Origin of the sequence: Luteithermobacter gelatinilyticus, from assembly GCF_005849285.1 — a bacterium.
Taxonomy (GTDB): Bacteria; Pseudomonadota; Alphaproteobacteria; order Sphingomonadales; family Emcibacteraceae; genus Luteithermobacter; species Luteithermobacter gelatinilyticus.
This window is the reverse complement of the sequence record NZ_CP040517.1, coordinates 601,048-621,267: the sequence shown is the minus strand read 5'-3', so window position 1 is coordinate 621,267 and position 20,220 is coordinate 601,048. Positions and strand designations below refer to the sequence as shown.

Annotated in this window: 10 protein-coding genes; 1 reads left to right on the top strand and 9 read right to left on the bottom strand. The window is 56.7% G+C overall.

Annotation, left to right across the window (positions count from 1 at the left end):
- Positions 1-82 precede the first annotated feature (82 nt).
- The 8 genes from FE788_RS02840 to FE788_RS02805 form a co-directional block, all read right to left on the bottom strand.
- A complete protein-coding gene (locus tag FE788_RS02840) occupies positions 83-727 on the bottom strand; it encodes a GntR family transcriptional regulator (RefSeq protein ID WP_138379215.1) in 645 nt (214 codons plus the stop codon).
- Positions 728-798: 71 nt separating this feature from the next.
- Positions 799-2,553, bottom strand: coding sequence for an amidohydrolase (locus tag FE788_RS02835; RefSeq protein ID WP_168190233.1), 1,755 nt, complete (start codon positions 2,551-2,553; stop codon positions 799-801).
- A 66-nt stretch (positions 2,554-2,619) separates the two neighbouring features.
- A complete protein-coding gene (locus tag FE788_RS02830; protein ID WP_138379213.1) occupies positions 2,620-4,968 on the bottom strand; it encodes a TonB-dependent receptor in 2,349 nt (782 codons plus the stop codon).
- Between the two features lie 255 nt (positions 4,969-5,223).
- A complete protein-coding gene (locus tag FE788_RS02825) occupies positions 5,224-6,330 on the bottom strand; it encodes a class II histone deacetylase (protein WP_138379212.1) in 1,107 nt (368 codons plus the stop codon).
- A complete protein-coding gene (locus FE788_RS02820; protein ID WP_138379211.1) occupies positions 6,331-7,776 on the bottom strand; it encodes an amidase in 1,446 nt (481 codons plus the stop codon).
- A 162-nt stretch (positions 7,777-7,938) separates the two neighbouring features.
- Positions 7,939-10,743, bottom strand: coding sequence for a winged helix-turn-helix domain-containing protein (locus tag FE788_RS02815; protein WP_138379210.1), 2,805 nt, complete (start codon positions 10,741-10,743; stop codon positions 7,939-7,941).
- Between the two features lie 150 nt (positions 10,744-10,893).
- A complete protein-coding gene (locus tag FE788_RS02810) occupies positions 10,894-15,297 on the bottom strand; it encodes a translocation/assembly module TamB domain-containing protein (protein ID WP_138379209.1) in 4,404 nt (1,467 codons plus the stop codon).
- Positions 15,297-17,000, bottom strand: a complete 1,704-nt coding sequence (locus FE788_RS02805) for an autotransporter assembly complex protein TamA (protein ID WP_168190232.1) — start codon at positions 16,998-17,000, stop codon at positions 15,297-15,299. Before FE788_RS02805 ends, FE788_RS02810 begins: the two co-directional genes overlap by 1 nt.
- Before the next feature lie 598 nt (positions 17,001-17,598).
- Between FE788_RS02805 and FE788_RS02800 the strand changes: the two genes are divergently transcribed.
- Entirely contained in the window at positions 17,599-19,173 is a 1,575-nt protein-coding gene (locus FE788_RS02800) for a TerC family protein (protein WP_138379207.1), read from the top strand.
- A 6-nt stretch (positions 19,174-19,179) separates the two neighbouring features.
- On the opposite strand, the gene FE788_RS02795 is transcribed toward FE788_RS02800, so the two are convergent.
- Positions 19,180-20,163, bottom strand: coding sequence for an amidoligase family protein (locus FE788_RS02795; RefSeq protein ID WP_138379206.1), 984 nt, complete (start codon positions 20,161-20,163; stop codon positions 19,180-19,182).
- Positions 20,164-20,220 lie beyond the last annotated feature (57 nt).

Genomic DNA, 20,220 nt, shown 5'->3' with positions numbered 1-20,220 from the left:
GTCCTTATCATTTCATCTTGGCGGGATAGGCTCTTTTTGGCAATTATACCAAAGTCTGTTCCCAGATGGATCCTTATCCGGCTCAACCCGCCGCAGCTTGCGAGGCAAATTCGGCAAAAAGCTGGCTGTCAAAGTTCACATGCTGCCGCAAAAGCCGGTCCGCCGTTTCCCCATCCCCCGAAAGGATTGCCATGGCAATCCCGTCATGTTCAGCAACGGATTTTTCAATCCATCCCGGCTGATGGTGCTGTGAGCGCAGGAAAGGTTCCAGCCGCTGCCCAAAATGTTCCAGTTGATCTATCAGCACCTGATTGTAACTTGCCGCATAAATCGCCCGATGGAAGGCGATGTTACGGTTGTAATAGTCGTCCGCATCACCAGTGGCGGCGGCCTGGCGGCAGGCGTCCTGTGCGGCCCTTAACCCTTCTGCTTCCGGATCCCTCAGACGTTTTGCCGCCAACCGTCCGGCAAAACCTTCCAGTGCCGCAAAATATTCCAGCATCTGCACCAGGGTTTTCAAGGTCATCCCCCGAACCACTGCTCCCTGACGAGGACGACGATCCACCAGACCTATGGCTTCCAGCATCATCAGCGCCTCCCGCACCGGGGTACGGGATACTCCGAAACGCTGGGCAATATCCAGTTCCTCCAGCCGTTCGCCGGGGCGGATCTCGCCCGTAACAATTTGCCGTTCAAGGGTCTGTTTCAGTCTGGTGGCCTGTCTCATTTTTGTCCTTTTCGCTGCCGACAGGTCTAACTTATCGCCTGAAACCCACAGCGACAACTTTTTTAAGGCCCCTATTGCTGATGTACGACTTCCCCAGCAAACAGGGTCATTTCGACCGTCGTTTCGGCAATATCCTCAGGACTGATGGCATAAAGATTGCGGTCCAGCACAATCATATCGGCGGATTTGCCGACCCTGATGGATCCGGTAAGTGTCTCACGGCGCAGGGCTTTAGCGCCTTCAACCGTGAAAATCCGCAGGGCCTGATCCAGGGAAATAGCCTGTTCCGGCCATAACGCTCCCGGGGTTTTGCCATAAGGGTCCCGGCGGGTCACCATGGCCTCAATCCCGATCCAAGGATTAAGCGACGGCACCGCCGCCGGCCAGTCCGATCCTGCAAGCACCGGCGCACCCGCCGCCAGCAGGTCGCGGATCGGCCAATAATACTTGCCGCGCTCGCCCACAGCATCCAATACCGACTGAATAATCGGCGAGGGATGCCAGAGATAAGGCGACAGGTCCGCCACCGCATTCAGTTCCCTGAAACGGGGGATATCGGCGGGGTCTATATAACCCGCATGGGCCAATTCATGTCGCAGGTCGAACCGTCCCGTGGCGTGATGTGCCTTTTCAATGGCGTTCAGTGCTACCCGCACCGACCGATCGCCGGCGGTATGGATCTTGACGGTAAATCCACGCTTTTCCAGTTCGGTCAGATCCTGTGCCAGGGTCGCTTCATCCACATGCAACAGCCCCCTGAAATCGTCCGGGAAATGATCATGCGGCAAATAGGGGGCCAGCATGGCCGCGGTGCGGGACGCGGTGGGCACCCCATCGTCAAAAATCTTGACAAACCGCGTATCCACATGATCCGAAGCATATTGATCCCGCAATGTTTCAATCCGGTCATAATCCAGCGGCACCTCCCGATGACCGTAAGGCGTGGAAATAGAGGCGGCCACATGCAGGCTCAGGTCCCCGGCCTGATCCACCGCCTGATACGCCTTGAGGATCGGATCCCGGGCGTTGGCGTCCTTAATGCCGGTGATGCCATACCTGTTGGCCAGGCGCACCATTTCCCGCACAGCGGCCTGATATTGGGCATCCGTCCAGTCCGGCAGGCGGCTTTCCATCAGGGTCTGGGCTTCTTCCAGCAAAAGCCCATTGGGCATCCCTGTTTCGGGATCACGAACAATCTTGCCCCCTGTCGGGTCCGGGGTGTCGGCCGTGATGCCCACCAGTTCCAAGGCTTTTGTATTGGCCCAGCCGTTATGGCCGGAATCGTCACTGAAATAGACCGCCTTGTCCCCTGAATACTGATCCAGCCATTCCCGGGGCGAGGCAATGTCGTGATTTTCAAAGAAATTGCTGTCCCAGCGCCCGCCGATGATCCAGTCGCTTTCAGGATTTTTCTTCACACAGTCGGTGAGACTCCGGGCGATCTCTTTCGGCGTGGCCGAGAATTCGAATTTGCAGCTGAACAGATCAGCGATGGCCCCGTCGGTCGGATGACTGTGGCCGTCATTGAGTCCCGGTAAGGCCATACGCCCTTTCAGGTCAATCAACACGGTGTTGGCCCCGGCAAGTTTCTGCATCTCTTCCGTTGCGCCGAGCGCCAGAAACTTCCCGTCCCGAATGGCCACCGCCTCGACCTGGGGCTGGTCCGTTTCCATGGTATAGATCTGGCCGTTATACAGGATCTTGTCGGCAGTTCGGAGGTCATCCCCGGCAACCGCCAAATTCATCCCGTTTGCCCCGAAAACCAGCGCCAGGCCGCCCAATTGCAATAATTTCAGGCCCAATGATTTCGTGAATGATGTGATCATGTTCTTATCCCGTAAAGAAAAAAGGGCCATGACATAATGGCATGGCCCAGGTCATCCAGAGAGGTTCTAGAAATTATAGGAAATGGTAATGCCATAGGTGGCCGGCAGGCCAACCATGCGAACAAAGGGGCCGTTGCCGCCGATAAAGGCCGCCGGATAATAATATTTATCGAAAATATTCCGTCCCCAGAGCTTGACACTCCAGTCCCGGTTCATATTACTGATCCCGATCCGGGCATTGGCCAGGAGATAGTCCTCCGTGGCATAAGGTTCCCCGCGGGCCCCGCCGCTGGTTTTATCCTTATAGATCAGATCGGCGGCAATCATCATCAGCAAATTGTCATTGAGCGTCCATTCATAGGTGGCCGTCCCGTTAAACTGCCATTCGGGGGCATTGGCCAGCTCCAGCCCGGACGCATCAAAGGTGATGACGTCGGGAAACACACTGTCGGTGCTGACCGCTTCCCATTCGGTGATTTCCGTATCCAGATAGGCCGCCCCGAAATCAAGGGTCAGGCCATCCGCCACCAACCAGCGCATTTCAACCTCGCCGCCCTTGATTTTGGATTGCGGCACATTGGTCAGGCCGGAAATATTGCCCACAAAGGTCACCGCTGTGCCCTGTTCCTGTTTGTCTTCATAATCATAATAGAACAGCGCGGCATTCAGCTGCATGCGGCCTTCATCAAGGGTGGACTTCACCCCCAGTTCGAAGGACAGCAGATCTTCCGGACCATACGGCACCAGCTGGCTGTGGGTATTGGCATTGGCGCCGTTAAAACCACCGGACTTAAACCCTTTGGAGACCGTGCCGTACACCAGAAGATCATCGGTCGGGGTGTAATCCAGCGTGGCTTTCCACATCCATTTATTGGTGGAAATAGCGTCACTGAAGACTGCATATTGGCCAAAATTCTCGCTGCCCGGTATGTCGTTATACACCACACAATCCCCCGGGGCGACCGGGTCAGGTGCCGGCAGACCGGCCGGAATGATCAGGAAAGGAGTGAGGATATTATTTCCCGCCGCCGCCAGCGTGCCATTGCGGTCATAGGTACAGCCGGACCATTCCCGGTCCTCTTCCGTATACCGGGCCCCCACGGTCAGGCGGAACTGTTCCGCGAACTGCCATTCCACATGCCCGAAAGCCGCCATGGATTCCGTAGTCTGGTCATACCGGGTATCCAGTTCGGTAATACCGAGCGCCAGGGCAAAGAAGGAATCATTCATGAAATAATTATAGTCTTCACTCATTTCGTCCCAGGAATAATACACTCCGGCAATCCAGCTGAAATTGGAATCATTGTTGGACGACAGGCGGATTTCCTGGGAAAATACCTCGATGTCCGTCACGTTGATGTTGTTGGAATCCCGGATCGCGGCGCCGTCCCAGTCGTTGGCCTCTTCCCGCTCGAACTTGTCATAAGCGCTGATGGCTGTCAGGCTGATCCCGTCAAAATCCCAGTCCAGTTTGGCGGACACGCCCTTCAGTTCATTATCGCGCCGCGGGCGGAATTCCCCCGTGGTCCAGTCCGCCAGACGGTTATCGCCCAGGGAATAGATCACCTCACCCAGAGTAGGCCGCTGCTGCGCAGTCTCAAAGCCCACATCCCGGCCGTCATAGGCCGTAGGCGCCACATTGTCGGATTTATCCCGAATCCAGTGTAAATTTAGCAGCAGGGACGCCTGCTCGCTCATATCCATATTGACCAGCCCGCGCACCGCTACTTCGTCCTTGCGCCCCAGCGTATCCCAATCCCGGGTCAGGCTTTGCTGCCAGCCCTGATTGGACTGCACCACCTTGGTCGCCAGTCGTGCCTGCACCGTATCCGCCACCGGGCCGCTCACATACCCTTCCACATCCAGCAAGTTGAAACGGCTGAATTCCACCGTCATGCCGGCCTCGAATTCTTCGGTCGGTTTGCGGCTGATGAAATTGATCTGCCCCGCCGTGGTGTTGCGGCCATAAAGATCCCCCTGCGGCCCTTTCAGCACCTCGACCCGCTCCACATCAAACAACACGCCCCGGCTCATCACCGCATAAGGAATCGCCACCTCGTCAAAATACAGCCCGACGGTGCTGGACGCGGCGGTGGAATAATCCGAAAACCCGACCCCGCGAATGGTGTAGATCGGCACCCCGGTGGCCGCCGTATTGGTGATGGTCAGGCCCGGGGTCATCAGCGCCATGTCTTCTGCGGAATTGACCCCCATATTATCCAGCATGTCGGCAGTGAACGCATTTACCGTGATGCCCACATCATTAATGCCCTGTTCGCGCTTCTGAGCCGTAACTGTGATTTCCTCCAGCATCATCTGCGCCGCCGCCGGCCCTGTCTGAACCAGCGTCCCGGCACAAAAAGCCGTGGACAGCAGCAGGGCCCAACGACCCCGCAATCTTTTTGTTTTTGGCATGATCATGTCTTTGTCCCTTTCTCGTGAACCATTCCTTTATTTTTCGATATTTGTTTTCCGGCTCTCAGGCAGGAAATTATGGATTATTTTATGTATACATATATATCATTATATGTATACATTTCTTGTATTTTAACGCCTTGAAACTTGATACAGAGCGACAGGGTTTTCTCTTAATATCCCTAAGTGATATATATATTGGTCAGTTTTTCATTATCCTTCATATGGAAAACTCGGATTTTGTGTATACAAGGATTACTTTATTTGCCCCAGAAGTTGCTCGGCCGCGCGGACCACCTCGTCCTGATGCGGCTGCAATTCCTGTCCGGCCATGCCCGCAAACAACGCTAGGAACGGATCGTCCACATCGGTTCTGATCCCGCTGAGTTCCTCCATGACCGCGAGACCATAGAATGGCACGGTCGGGGCGTTGTAACCGCCCTCATGACACATAACGAGGCGTCCCGCACACACCTCGTCTGCGACACTCAGCAATTTTCGGGTAAGGGAACGATATCCGTCACTATGCATCATCATCCGCCCCAGCGGGTCATGGGCCCCAGCATCAAAACCGGACGGCACGATGATCAGATCAGGTCTGTAAGCCCTGAGCGCCGGCAGGACCACCCGGTCATACACCGCTTCATAAGCGCCAACTCCACTGCCTGCCGGCAGCGGGACATTGATATTAAATCCTTCCCCGGCCCCCTCGCCGATATCCCTCATGTCGCCCGTATCCGGGGGAAAGTTACGGTCTTGATGGATGGAAATGGTCAGCGCCCGAGGGTCCTCCCAGAAAATGCGTTCGGTGCCGTTGCCATGATGCACGTCCCAGTCCACAAAAGCGATACGCTCCAGCCCATGCCCCTCAAGCGCATGGCGGCCAGCGATGGCGGCATTGGCCAGCAGGCAAAACCCCTTGCCCATATCCGGTTCCGCATGATGGCCCGGCGGCCGCACCAGGGCATAGGCATTGTCCACCGTGCCCGCCAGCACCGCGTCCATCGCCGCGATGACTCCGCCGGCGGACAGTCTGGCAATATCATAACCTCCGGGGCCGAAAGGGGTCAGCATGCCGGCATCGCCACCGGTGGTGGCGCTCAACTCTTTCAGCCGATTAATGTAGTCCGGCACATGCACCCGCAGGATCTGTTCTTCCGTGGCTTTGCGTGCCTTGATCTGCACCAGTTGTTCATACAGGCCGCTAACTTCCAAAAGGTTTTTGAACCGCCGTTTGGTTTCAGGGTTTTCCGCATGGGTGCCCGGTTGTATCGGATATCCTGCCGGCAATACCCCGGCATGGGTACCGGTATCGTGCCACATATAAATTTCCTGCCAGACAATTCCGGTTTTTCGTGTCATTTATTCCTCCATAGTCCAGAGGCCGCAGGCTGGTTTCCGGCCAATCCAGGGCAATTCCTGCTCCAACTGTCCGGCCAGGCGGAACAACAAGTCCTCCCGTCCAAAGGGCGCCACAAACTGATGCCCGATCGGCAGACCGGAAGCGCTCATCTGTAACGGCAGGGAAATGGCCGGCTGTCCCGTCATGTTGAATAACGGCGTAAAAGCCCCGAAAGAAAAGATTTTTTCGCCCCAATCCTGCGCCGTCCAGCCGGGGGCATTGGCGTTATACGTCCCGATCGGCTGTGTTAACAGACCGGTGGTCGGGGTGAGCAACAAATCATATTGGTCAAAAAACGGCGCCACCGTGCGGCTTATCTGATTCATGACGGCAAACGCCTCCAGAAGATCCCCCGCCGTTAGGGACTTGCCATAATCGTAACAGGCGAGCGTTGCACTCTCGAGATAATCAGAGGAGGCCGTCCGCCCGGTCAGCGCCACGAGCTGATCAATCCAGCTTGCGATATTGGCGCACCAGATTTTCATGGTGGCGTCAAAAAAGGCGTCATAGTGGATGACCGGCTGGGCCTCTTCCACATGATGGCCCAGCGCCGCGCAGGTCACTGCGGTCTTTTTCAGGCTTTCGGCCATCTCCGGGTCTACCTTGTCCCCGGAAAAGGATGTGGCGGTATAAGCGATTTTCAGAGGATTCCTAGCCGTACCCACTTCGTCCTGATACGGCCGCTGAGGACGCGGGATTTGATACGGATCCCCGCACCCCGGCCCTTCCGTGGCGTCCAACACGGCCGCGCAATCCCGCACGCTACGCGTGACCACATGTTCAATGCCCAGGCCATTGAGACCATCGGCCGCATCCGGTCCAATAGGGGTACGCCCGCGGGTGGGTTTCAGCCCCACAAGGCCACAACAGGCCGCCGGAATCCGGGTCGAGCCCCCACCATCATTGGCATGGGCGATCGGCACCATGCCTGCCGCCACGGCCGCCGCCGCCCCGCCACTGGATCCACCGGTCATGCGTGTTGTGTCCCATGGGTTGCGGCTCGGCCCCGTCAGCAGGGATTCAGTGGCCACATTAAAAGCCATTTCCGGCACCGCTGTCCGCCCCAGAGTGACAAACCCCGCCGCCCGAAAGCGTTTCATCAGATCCGTGTCATGCGGCGCCACCAGCCCCTTGGCCAGGCGCGACCCCATTTCACATTTGCGCCCTTCACAATGCAGCACCACATCCTTGATCAGGAAAGGTACGCCCTGGAACGGCCCGCTCCCTTGCCCGTCCGGATTGTCGGGACTCTCGTCAAAAGTTTCAATCACGGCATTCAGCTGAGGGTTCAAGGCATGGATGGCCTCAAGGGCCGTCTGCGTCAGTTCCCGAACGGAAACCTGACCGCTTCTGACCAGTTCCGCCAGGCCCAGCCCGTCATATTCGGCATATTCTGTAAGTTTCATCAGATCCCTTTTCCCTATACCATCCGGCGTCAAAGTCCGCCGGAACTTTAAGTTGTGGAATTAATTTGTGGAAAAGGTAAACCGGCGTGGCCTTGTTCACCCGACACAAAAGTAGGGAAGGATAAAAAAAATCCCCCCACCCGAAAGTGTGGGAATCGAATTTCAGATCAGGTTGAGGTTCTGGGCCGCCAGAACGGCGGAGGTGCGGTTCTTGACCCCCAGTTTTTCAAACAGATTCCGGATATGCCATTTGACCGTATTTTCGGCAATGGACAGACTTTGGCCGATTTTCTGGTTGGAATATCCCTTGGATAAGAGGGTCAGAACCTGCACTTCCCGCTCACTCAGCGGCTCAAGCAGAACATGCCCCGTTTCTCCAGACAGTATTTTCCCAGGCAGTGTTTTTATGGGCTGTGTTTTTATGGGCTGTGTTTTTATGGGCTGGGGCGGGGATATGACCGTTCCCTGGCCCCTGGGATGTTCTCCCTCAAACGCCGCCAGTATCTGCGCGCCAGTGGCGTGCAGCTCCGGCTCCCGCAAGGTCGGCGCCGCCAGCCACATAGCCAGCAGCCTGCCGATTTCCTGTCCCTCATCCGCAAACAGCCGGATATATTTCTCCGGACGGGCCAACCGCAGGGCGTGATCCAGCATATTCAACGCCTCTGCCCGTTCGCCTTTCTGCAAATAGGCCCGGGCCAGCAGCGCCATGATCTCAAGTGCGCGCCGACGGCGACGAACCGCCAGGGCCAGCGTTTTCAGATGCTGCAACAAAGAAATGGCCTGATCTTCCCGCCCGAGCGCCAGCAACAATCTGGATTTGATCAGGAAACGGACACATTTAACCCTGTCCCATTCCGCCGTTTTCAGGTCCGCGTCAATATCATCCGGCATTACACCAGCCAGCCGCGCCCGATCCTGCGCCTCGGGCAGAAAACCATCCACAAGAAGCTGGCGGATATATTCATATTCCGTCAGCACATGAAGGCGATGCAGTTCATCCTCACGGCAAATCCGGGATGCGGCCTCCAGCGGCTCATACACCTTTTCCGGTTGTCCCAACGCCCGGTACAAACGGGCCAGAACGATATAGCCCGTGATCGGCGCCTCTGCCTGTCCGCACTCATCCACAAGTTCGATATTTTCCGTGATCAAATTGAGAGCTTTTCCCAGATCGCCCCATTCATAACATACCAGCCCCTGATACAATCGGCTCACAGCGATGGCCGGAGAATTGGGCAACCTGTCCCCGCGGGAAACTTTCTCGGCATGCAAAAACAGCTCATAGGCATCCTGCAGATGTCCCATCGCCATCTCGGCCATTCCCAGAAAACAGTCCGCATATACCACGCCATAAACCGAATTGACCTGTTCATGTGCTTTTCGTGCCTCAAGCAGGGCCTCGCGCGCCGCATCAAATTTGTTCAGGGACGCACAGGCATATCCCAGCATATTTTTCATGGCCCCCACCATGAAACCGCTTTTTTCCACCGTGGTCTGCAGCGGCACGGAAGCATATTTTTTCGCCTGCTCCACATCGTCCGAGGCAATAGCCACCCCGGCCTTGATCACCTTGACTTCCTGCTTGAGCCGCACAAGTTCTTCCACAGGAATACTGCCGGCTTTTTCCGCTTCCCGGATAATTTCCTCGGCCCGATAACCCGCACTGGCCGCTTCGACCGGACGGCGCATGTGGAACAAGGCGTATCCCTCATAAACCGAAATCAGCGGTTTGGTGCGGGCGATATTTTCGGGAATTTTCCTCACCCAGTCCAGCAGCAGCGGCATATGCCCGCGGATCAGAATGTTTTCCGCATGCTGTCCCACAAGAGTTGCCAGATAATCGTAATCCCCGCTTTCATCGGCCAGGGAAACGGCCTCCACAATCAGGCCGGCATCGGCAAACCACTGGCTGGCGGTACGCTGGAGGGAAGCCAGTTCTTCCTTGTGATAACGTTTTAACTGAGTGAGCAGAAACTCCCGGTACAAATGATGATATCTGTACCAGCCGCGGCCTTCATCCAGCGGAATAATAAACAGATTATTATCCTCAAGATATTCCAGGGCATCCTGCGCGTCTGTCTCGCCGGTCAGGCATTCGCAGAGTTCCGCGTTAAACCGTTCCGGCACGGCAGTGCGCATCATGAACGTCCGTATATGTTCCGGCTGATGGGAAAAAACATTATGGGCCAGAAAGTCCACCACATCCCGGCTGCTGCCGGAAAACTGCCGAAGCAGATGTTCATCCATTCGCTTGTCCCGCACCGCAAGCGAGATCAATTGCAACCCTGCCACCCACCCTTCCGTGGACTGGATCAGGCGACGCAGACTGTGTTCGGAAATGTTCAGCCCCCTGCGATCCTGCATAAATTCAGCCGCTTCCCGGTCCGAAAAGCGCAACTCCTTTTCCGAAAGAACCATCAGGTCCTCATGAACCTTCAGGGTCGCCAGCGGCAATTGCGGTCGACTGCGGCTGGCTATGACAAAATGAACGTTGGGCGGGGCCAGACTGATAAAGTTTACCATGATCCGGCTGGTTTCTGCACAATCGGCAAAATGATAATCATCCAGAAACAGAACCACTGTTCCCTGTAAGGCGGCCATCTCGTTAATTAATGCCCCCAGAACCGAAAAAAAGCGGTTTTCGCGTTTGTTCTGCAACAAATTTTCAGCGGTTTTGCCTTCTACGGCCCCGGCCATTCTCAGGGCTTCGATGAGATAGCTCAGCAATTGTCCCTGATCCTGATCCCGGACGTCCAAAGAAATCCATGCTACCGCCACCCCCTGGCCCTGTAGGGTGCGGTACCATTCGGTCATCAGTGTGGATTTGCCAAACCCCGCTCCGGCGGAAATCAGAGTAACCCGGCGCAGGGCATTTTTATTTAGAAGTTTTTCAAGATGTGGCCGGACCACCCGGGAAGGCTTGCTTACCGGCGGGAATAATTTTGTTATGATCAGGTCCATTGCCATGCGCCCATCCCAAGCCCCCCGTTCTTTTTCTGTTTTTCTTTTTTACATAACCGGAGTTTCCAGCCGGGCGCAAGAAGAATTAATGAACTGAAACGGCGCACAACCTTGTCAGATTTAGCGTGAATTGGGTCAACCTATTCACAATTCACTCTAATAATCCCAGGACCAGCGGATCGCCAGACTGTTTTCCCGGTCCAGACCGCGACGGGTGATCAGGGAAAGGTTGTCGCTGAGCTCCACCTCCACACTCTGCGCCATTGCCCCTGTTGCCGGGGATGTGGTCACTTCCACATAAATATTGTTGGTCAGATATTTCCCGCCGGACACCGTTGTGCCGTACTCCCGATCGTCTGCGGTTCCTGCCGACCCGAATATCAGACGGTCAAAGCCGATGCTGCCGCGCAACTGATCCACCACCCCCGGCCCTCCGTCCCCGGACAGGGCCTGGATGGAGGACGCCAGTTGCAGGGCTTCCAGCGGGGAAAGCTCCGTGACACTGGTACCGAAGAGAATGCGAGCCAATACCTCTTCCTGCGGCAGCTCGGGGGTGGAGGTTACCGTCAGATCCGGCTGACTGGCCCGCCCGCCAATGTGAATCATGGCCACAAGATCAGACAGCGCCAGTTCCGCCGTGATATCCAGGCGGGGATCGTTGCTGCCATCCCCCGGAAAAGTAATCTCTCCGCGGCTGAGGGCAAAACGTTTCCCGGAAAAATCAAAAAATCCCCGCACCAGGGAAATACTCCCCTCCACCACTGGCCGGTCCGAGGTTCCGGTGATATCCAGATCTCCGCGCCACTCCGAGTCCAGCCCCCGCCCCCGGATAAAAATCTTTCCCGGGGCCTTCAGATCAACATCCAGCAGAAGCGGCCCGAGACGCCGCCGTCCGGCGTCTTGCAGAGCCTGTGCCTCCCCGGTGCCGTTAATTTCGATCACATCCGCCTCGATGATATCGCTGGAACCCCGAAGCGCCAGACTGATATCTCCCCGATCCACTGTTACCTCGCCGTTAAGACGGATATCCCGCCCCGTCTTACGCAGGGCCAGATCCGCCGATGCCATCAGCTCAAGGGTGGGTTGACGAACAATGCGGGTCTGTTCCGCCTTGAGCGCCAAAGCCAGGTCATAGCGATAATCCTCAAGGATCTGCACCGTGCCCGCCGCCCTGATGCGTCCCGCGGCGCCGTCCGTGGCCCTCAGATCCCTGATTCTCAGTTGCCGGTCCTGCATTTCGGCCTGCAAAGAGATGTCCTGCGCCACAAAACCAATCTGGGTGTTTTCATAACGCCCCTTCTTCATCTCCACACGGCCTGACACCTCCGGCTCGTCCAGACTGCCCGACAGAGCGAACTGGCCGTCCACCCTGCCCGATACATCATGATGATACAGATTCAACACCGGCCAAACCGCCCCCACATCGCCGCTCAGCGACACCCGTCCCTGCAATGGCTGATCATCGGGAATGTCCAGTTTCAACTGCGTAAAGTCAAACAGGCCGGGAAGGCGGACAGACAGCGTGGTCCTAAAGGTTTCAGGCAACTCAAGACGACTCTCAAGGGTGATCCGCCGGTCCCTAAGACGGCCCTCAAAATCAAGATGCAACGCCGGATCGACGGCAAACAGATGTTGTGGTGAGGTCAGATCATGAAGCTGAAACTTCAGCTGTCCGGTGCTCCTGTCGGGGGTGGCGGAAAATTCCAGTCTCCCGTTGATCACGCCACTTAGGGGCATGTCGGGGAAAAACCGGTGCAGGGGCCGCAGGTCCAATGCCTTGGCCTCAAGGCGTGTGTCCAGAAGTTGGGCCGTTTTGGTAAAGGCGGTTATAAGCTGCCCCTTGCCAAATTGTACCGCCAGGGGCTGTAAAGCCATATTCTCCCCCTTCCAGGAAAATACCAGAGGGTTCTGGAACAGGAGCGGTTGCTCATTGAGCGTTCCGAAAATTTCCGCCATAAGCCGCCATTCGTTTTCTAGCCCGGGGGCAACCTGCCCATCCAGAACAAGATCCATCGGCAATGCCGGTGTGCCCCGGGCCGACACGTGATAGCGAATGGCCTGATGCTCCTGTTTTAGTTCGAGGCTCAAGCGGCTGAGCTCCAGGCGCGGATGTGACAGGTTCTCCAGACGCCCGGACGCCGTAATGGCCGGCCCTGACGGGCCAAACACCATACGGCCTTCCAGCATGCCCCGCTCCAGAAGGAAAAGATCGCCCCCGGGCAGGACATGGCGCAACCGGCCAATCTGGCCGCTTATATCAATCTTTTGATCCTCGGTCCGGGCGGCTCCTGCCGCTGAAAAAAGCGCGGTCATTTCCAAATGTTCCGCGTCAAGAACCGGCCTGTCCGCCGGAATTTCCCCTCCTTCTACAAGGTTGAGGCGGAGCCGACCCAGAACCGGGGCGGCGGCTGAACGCCGCTCAAACTGTCCTTCTGCCCTAAACATGCCCATTGTGACGATAAACTCCGGCACCTTCATTCCCCCTTTCGGGGCGCCCTCGATCTGAAGATGTCCGCGGAGCGGGCCCAGAGCGGACCCCCCCGACAGGTCAAGGCGTAGACGCGGTACACTCAGAAGACTTTCCGCCCTGGCGGCCACCACCACATCTTCAAAACTCACCCCCTGAAGATCCAGGGCACCAAGACGACTGCGCATTGACAGCGCCGGCGCCAAAATCGTGCCATCAAATGTTCCTGACATGGCAAGCCCGCCTTTAAAACGAAGGCCGCCCGGAAGATTTGCCTGCTCCAGATCCCGCAGGGCAATCTGATACGTGCCCTGCACGGCCTGCGCTTCCCCTTTTATCGCAAGTTCCGCCTGCGCCGTCACGTGACGGGCATTGAGATCAAGGTTTTCCAAAGTTACATCCCCCGCAGGAGATACCGTCAGGCGTGAGTTCAGTGTCACCGCCGGCCCCACAATCTGCCTGAGAACAGCATCGTCAAAATTCAGATTCTCACTGGCGGCTTCCAGGGAAAGCCGCACCGGTTCATCCACGCCATTACGATAGATATCAACTGCCGCCCTGAGTGCCCCTGCTGCTGCCGGGACAAGCGGGCGAAGATTGTTCAGCCGCAGATCAACCCTGCCGGTGAAAATGTCCCCCGCACCCGTCATATCACCACCCCCGTGCAGGTTCAGCAGCTTGCCGTCAAGTCGGATGATCTCCGCCGCAAGACGCAAATGCGCCGGATCATAACGTCCCGCAAGGCGCCAGTTTACCGCCGGGCCCAAAAGTGGTTTTAGCGAAGCGAGAACCTTGCCCCCGACCGTTGTGACTGCCCCCGATAAATCATAGGAAATCTGCGCTGCTTCTCCCGCAAGGGTGCCGGAAAGGGATGTGGCAAGAGACAATTGTTCGCCCTGTGTCAGGTCAAGGGCCGGAATGTTAAATCGGAAACGGGGCGTTTCGAGACTGCCGGTCAGACGGCCCGAAAGACGGGCCGGTTTTATGCTCAGTGCCTCAGACCCGCGCCCCAACACAAAACGTTCCGTGAGATCCAGCCGGACCTGAAGATCGTGGAATTGCAGCAAATCCGTCCGGCGCACAGGCCCCATAATCCTAAAGTTCAGAACGTCTGTTTCAAGGCGGAATTCCAGTTCCCGGCCCTGGACGTCTTCTGATGGACGCAGTTCAAGGGCCAAATCCAGCCTGTGACCGGTCTTTTGCGCCAGATCGGTTCCCAGAAAACGATCAAGATCAAAACCAGAAGTCAGGGAGAAAACGCGGTTTTTATAAAAAATATCCGCCTGTCCCAAAACATCATTTTCTGTTTGGGCCAAGAGGGTGCCGCTCCAGTCCCGCAAGGGGCCATCGCCGTGCAGGCGCAGTTCCAGATCCGGCAGGTCGTCCCGGCCCAGAATTTTGGCAAAAACACCGCCGCGCGGCGCCTTCATGATGCCATCAAGATGTAAATGGCGACGATTTTCCTGATAGGCAATATCCAGACTGAGACGGTCTCCGTCCCCTTGCAGGCGTCCCAACAGAAAGGACACGTCAAGATCCTGCTCTCGCAATATATTCAGCCGCCCTGCGCTGTGAAATCGCTCCGCGCGCCCCAGCAGGGCCGCCCCCAGATCAATTTCTGCCAAACGAAATCTATCCAGCACAATATCCACCGGCAGTTCCGGCACTGCCAAAGGAGCAGAGGGGGCCGTGCCGGCTTGTTCCGGAACCGTTTCAGGAAGACGATGCAGCCGCACGGCCCCTGCCGTGACCTCTGAGACCGAAAGGCGTTTTCGGATCAGGGCCCAGGGACGCCACGCAACACGGATATCCCGGGCCTCGGCCCAGAGCCCCCGCGCATCAGAAACCGTTACCTTATCAACCCTTAACCGGCCCAACAGGGATCCTTTGAGGCCGGACACCTGCACGGCCGCCGGCCCGCCCGCCGTCTCCGCCTCGATCCAGGCCACCAGACGACGCTGCCCCGCCGCACTGTCAAGATACAGCACCGCCGCACTCGCCAGTCCAAACAAGACCGTTCCCCCGATCAGCGCCCAAAGGGCCAAACGCCTCCACAGGGCCGGTTTCTGTTTATCCTGTGTCTCCTGTGCCATTAAAATGCCTGCCCCAGACTGACATAAAGCTGTATCCGGCTTTCCCCATCCCGACGGTCGAGCGGCGTTGCCACATCCAGCCGGATTGGCCCGAACCCGGTATAATAACGCAAGCCCAGCCCCGCGCCCCAGCGGAACCCCTTGAACTGCGGCAGATTGTCTTCATAAACATTACCGCCTTCGAGAAACGGCACAATGCCGATGGTTCTGGACAGACGCCAGCGCAATTCCCCACCCAATTCGGCCACTGAGCGGCCGCCCAGAGGGTCGCCTTCATTGTCCTGGGGCCCGATCCCCTGAAACCCATATCCCCGCACGGACCCGCCACCGCCGGTATAGAACCGCTCATTGGCGGGCAGGGACAACTCGTCAATGCCCACAATCGCCCCCAGCCGGGCTCGACCAGCCAGAACCAAACCGCCATCTCTGGCCAGAGGATAATACCCGCTGAGCATAACTTCACTGCGCAGATAGCTAAAGGTGCCGCCATTCCTGATCAGACTGGGCGCTATAATGAGGGACGCACGTAGTCCCCTCACCGGATTGAGCAGATCATTGGAGCTGTCCCAACGCACCCCCAACGGCAGCGAAGCCAGCAGGAATTTCCGGTCCGTTGTCGTCTCGGTTACATCGCTGTATTGCAGCTCCGCCGCGGCGGAAACCGCAATACGATCATTGAGCACCCGTTCCAGCGCCGCCCGTGCTTCGATGGTGTGCGCTTCAAAGGCATCGGTGTTTTCCCGCGCCAGTTCTGTCTCAAACGACAAAGTCTGGTCCAGCCGGTGATGATTGGGCTTTTCCAGACGCCCTTTCAGGGACTGTTCAATTTCCGCCAGATGAGCACCAAAGAACAGGCGTTCTCCCCAGCCGCGCCAGTTGCGATGTTCCCAAGAGAGATCCCCGCTCGCCCCTTCGTCTGTAGCATAACCGGCCGCCACGCTCAGGGTGCGATGTTCCGCTTGTTGAAGCCGGACAAGAACGGGGCGTTCTTCACCAATAGCCTGCGGATCAGGTTCAATATGGATACTCCGAAACAGTCCGGTTTTATACAGCCGTCGCCGGAACTGGTCCAGTTGCCTCTGGTCATAAATATCGCCCCGGCTCCAGGTGACAAAGCGGTACAGATAATTTTCCCGCACGTGAGGGGCCCCTTGAAACCGGGCTGGTCCCAGCCGCACCAGGGGACCGGGGTTGACCCGGTAGGTCACAGTGGCCTGACGGGTGGCGTGATCCACAATGATTTCCCGATCGGTGACCCGAGCCTGAGGATACCCTCGTTCAGGATAAGCAAGATACAGATAAGTTTGGGCCGCACTCACCGCTTCTGCCCGCAGGGGCTCGCCCGGTGAGAGGTTCAGACGATCATAGGCGTTGCGGTGAACATCTGCCGGCGGGGCCTTCCCCTCATAAACGATTCTGATGTCCGCAAGAACATATCGCGGGCCGGGATCAAAGTGGATCTGCACCTCGAACCGGTTGTTGCGGCGGGAAATCCGCTGGCGGATGACCGAATCATAATACCCTTCCGCCCGCAGAATTCGGCGCAGCAGATCCACATCCTGGTTGACACGGGCCCTGAGATTCGCCACCAAAAGTAACGGTTCTCCCTGATGTTTTTTCAGAACGGAATGGGCCTCAAAATCCTCCTTCACGCGGTCCGGAACTCCCGCATTAAATCCTGCAACATCAAGGCTGTAACGCATTTCCATCGTTCTGGGTATCGCCGGGGCCCCCGTCGGGGGTGCTGCCAGAGCCTGCCCCCCAGGGAGCAGGAAAAAACCCGCCAGCAAGACCAGGCGGAGGACTGGCAATATTATTCTTGTCGGAATTTTTCCTGCTGAAACCTTCACTATACTCACCACGCATCGGGCCCTTATCGGCACGAAATCATATGGACTGAACTTCCCGCCGCTGTGTATCAATCTGGCGGGAATATGTGACCTTAATGTGGCCCGCCCCCTATGGCTGGCCCCACCAGAATGCCCCCGTCCATCGATCCGGTTCAGACTTTATACGCTCTGCCCGTCCCCCTGCAATAACGAACTCCTCCTCCGGAAATAATTGCTGCCGGAAATAATTGCCGGAAGCGCCGGAATATTATATGAATATTATATCTATACCGGATTTTCACTATCATGGTCGAGAGATAACACATTCCTGCAGCAATCCCATGTTTTACAGAGTCTCCGAGGATTCCGACACTCCCGTCCGGCCTTGTCTGCCCGTCTGCGAAGCCCCTGATTGTTTCCTCTTACTTGTTTCCTCCTGCTTGTTTGCTATTGTTCACGAGAAGGCTAAACGATGATTTTTGAATGGATGAGCGACCCGGCGGCCTGGGCGGGACTGGCGACCCTGGTGGTGCTGGAAATCGTTTTGGGCATCGACAATCTGGTTTTTATCGCCATTCTTGCGAACAGACTGCCGGAACATCAGCGGGAAAAGGCGCGCCTAGTGGGGCTGTTGCTGGCCTTGGCCATGCGGCTGGTGCTGCTGGCGTCGATTGCCTGGGTTGTGACACTGACCCAGCCACTTTTTACAATCATGGACCTTGAGTTTTCCGGCCGCGACCTGATCCTGATCTCTGGCGGGCTGTTTTTGCTGTTCAAGGGCACCATGGAACTGCATGAGCGGCTGGAGGGCCAGATCGCCCATGGCCCGGATCGGCCCCTGCATGCCGTATTCTGGCAGGTGATTGCCCAAATTGTCATTTTTGACGCCATTTTTTCACTCGACAGCGTGATCACCGCCGTGGGCATGGTCGACGAACTGTCGATCATGATGATTGCCGTGATCATCGCGATCGGCGTGATGATTATTTCCTCGAAACCGCTCATGACCTTTGTCTCCAGACACCCGACGGTAGTCATTCTATGTCTCGGCTTTTTGCTGATGATCGGCTTCCTGCTGGTTGTGGAGGGATTCGGCCTGCATATCCCCAAAGGTTATCTTTATGCCGCCATCAGCTTTTCCATCCTGATCGAAACCTTCAATCAGGTCGGGCAGCGCAACCGCGAGAAACTGGCACTCAGGGGCAACTTGCGCAATCGTACAGCTACGGCGGTGCTGCGGTTGCTGGGCGGCAGACCCCTGGAAGTGCGACTGGGCGGCCCGGCAGAAGCGATGGCTGAAAAGGCCGCCGAGCAAGATGTCTTTGCACCGCAGGAAAAGGAAATGATTCAGGGGGTCCTGACACTTGCCGAACGGCCGGCCAGCTCCATCATGACGCCGCGCAAGGACATCGACTGGCTCGATCTTGACGAAGACCAGGAGGCGTTGCGCCGAAAAATTCTTGGTCTTGGCCATTCCCGGTTCCTCATGGCACGTGGCAGCCTCGACAATCTTCTCGGGGTAGCTTTCACCCGGGAGCTATTGCGCGACCTTCTGGAAGAAGGCCGGATCAATCCCGAACGGTCGATACGCCAGCCGCTGGTGGTACATGAAAGTGTCAATGTGCTGCGGCTGATGGAACAGTTGCGGAGATCACCGCTGCAACTGGCCCTGCTGGTTGATGAATACGGCTCAATTGAGGGCATTGTCACTCCGACAGATATTCTGGAAGCCATCGCCGGCGACTTTCCCGATGAACACGAGGAACAAATGGTGGCGGAACATATTGATGATAAGACCTGGCTGGTCGATGGCGGGATCGACATCCGCAAGGTATCCAGCCTGCTGGAGGTCGACCTCACCGACCGGGCCGACCGCTATTCCACTTTGGCCGGCTATCTATTATGGCAGATCGGCCATCTCCCGGAACCAGGCGAGACAATCGAGGCAAACGGCCTGATTTTTGAAGTGGTAGCCATGGACAAACGCAATATCGACAAGGTCCGCATCCGCACCACTACCCCACAAGCCGATTTGACAGCGCCGTAGGATCGTCTATCGCATCCCCTCGACATAGTTTTTGGCGGCCACCAGCCAGTCAGAGGTCACAGGGTCAATGAATCTGTCCATCAGCCGGATCCTGTGATCAGCCATTTTTCGCCTGAGATCCTCATTGGCGGCCAGCTTCTCCACCATGACCCAACGGTTCCATTCCACGGTAATGGACCAGGACGGATCCTCGATCTTGCAATTGGGCATGCGAAAATGAAAGGTCGGACGCTTTTTCACCAACTCGCTTTTCACCACCTTGCGCACGCGCGCCTCGTCAAGACAAGCCATCAGCGGCAACATATCCAGGGCCCGGTTACGACTGGGATTATACTGGAGATAATCGTCGATGAGCCGGGACAGGTCCGGGGCGTATCTTTCCGAGAGAATCAGACGGGCATATTCCGCAGGGAAGCCTCCGGCATAAGCGCTGGCCAGGCGCGTGAAATCCATGCTGATCTGGTCCTTGAGCCAATCATAAAGCAGAACAAAAGCCTGCAAATGCGCAAGGATATACTCCGCCTCAAACGAACAGACCTCCGGATTGAGATGCAGCCCAAAGGCATAACTGATGGAGTCTCCTGTGCCCTTGGCTCCCTTTTGCCGGAGCACAGTAATGAGCTGTTCCATATCCTCAAGCCGATCCAGAGGCAAGGGCGGCGTGACAATCTCATTGGGGGCCAGGGTCTTGATTAATGGGGAAATCAATTCTTCAAGGCGGCCTTCCAGGTCAAGACCCTCCCGGCCTTCATTTTTACGGGAAGCTTCGGCCAGCTTCTGCAACAGCTGCACATCCAGCTCCACCCTGAAAACACCCAGCGCCTCACTATCCACCTCAAGGGCATTTTTGTGCCGCGTTCTGATTTCGCCGGAAAACAGGTCCTGGATGAAAGCCGCGGACTCCTCTAGGTCAAGACCGATATATTCAATCTCCAGCCCGATACGCCGTGGTTTATTTTCAAAATTAGTGGTACAGGGAGGCTGCAACATCTGTTTTTATCCTTCAAAATCGGTAACAAGGATCAAAGAAAACACATTCAGCGAAAG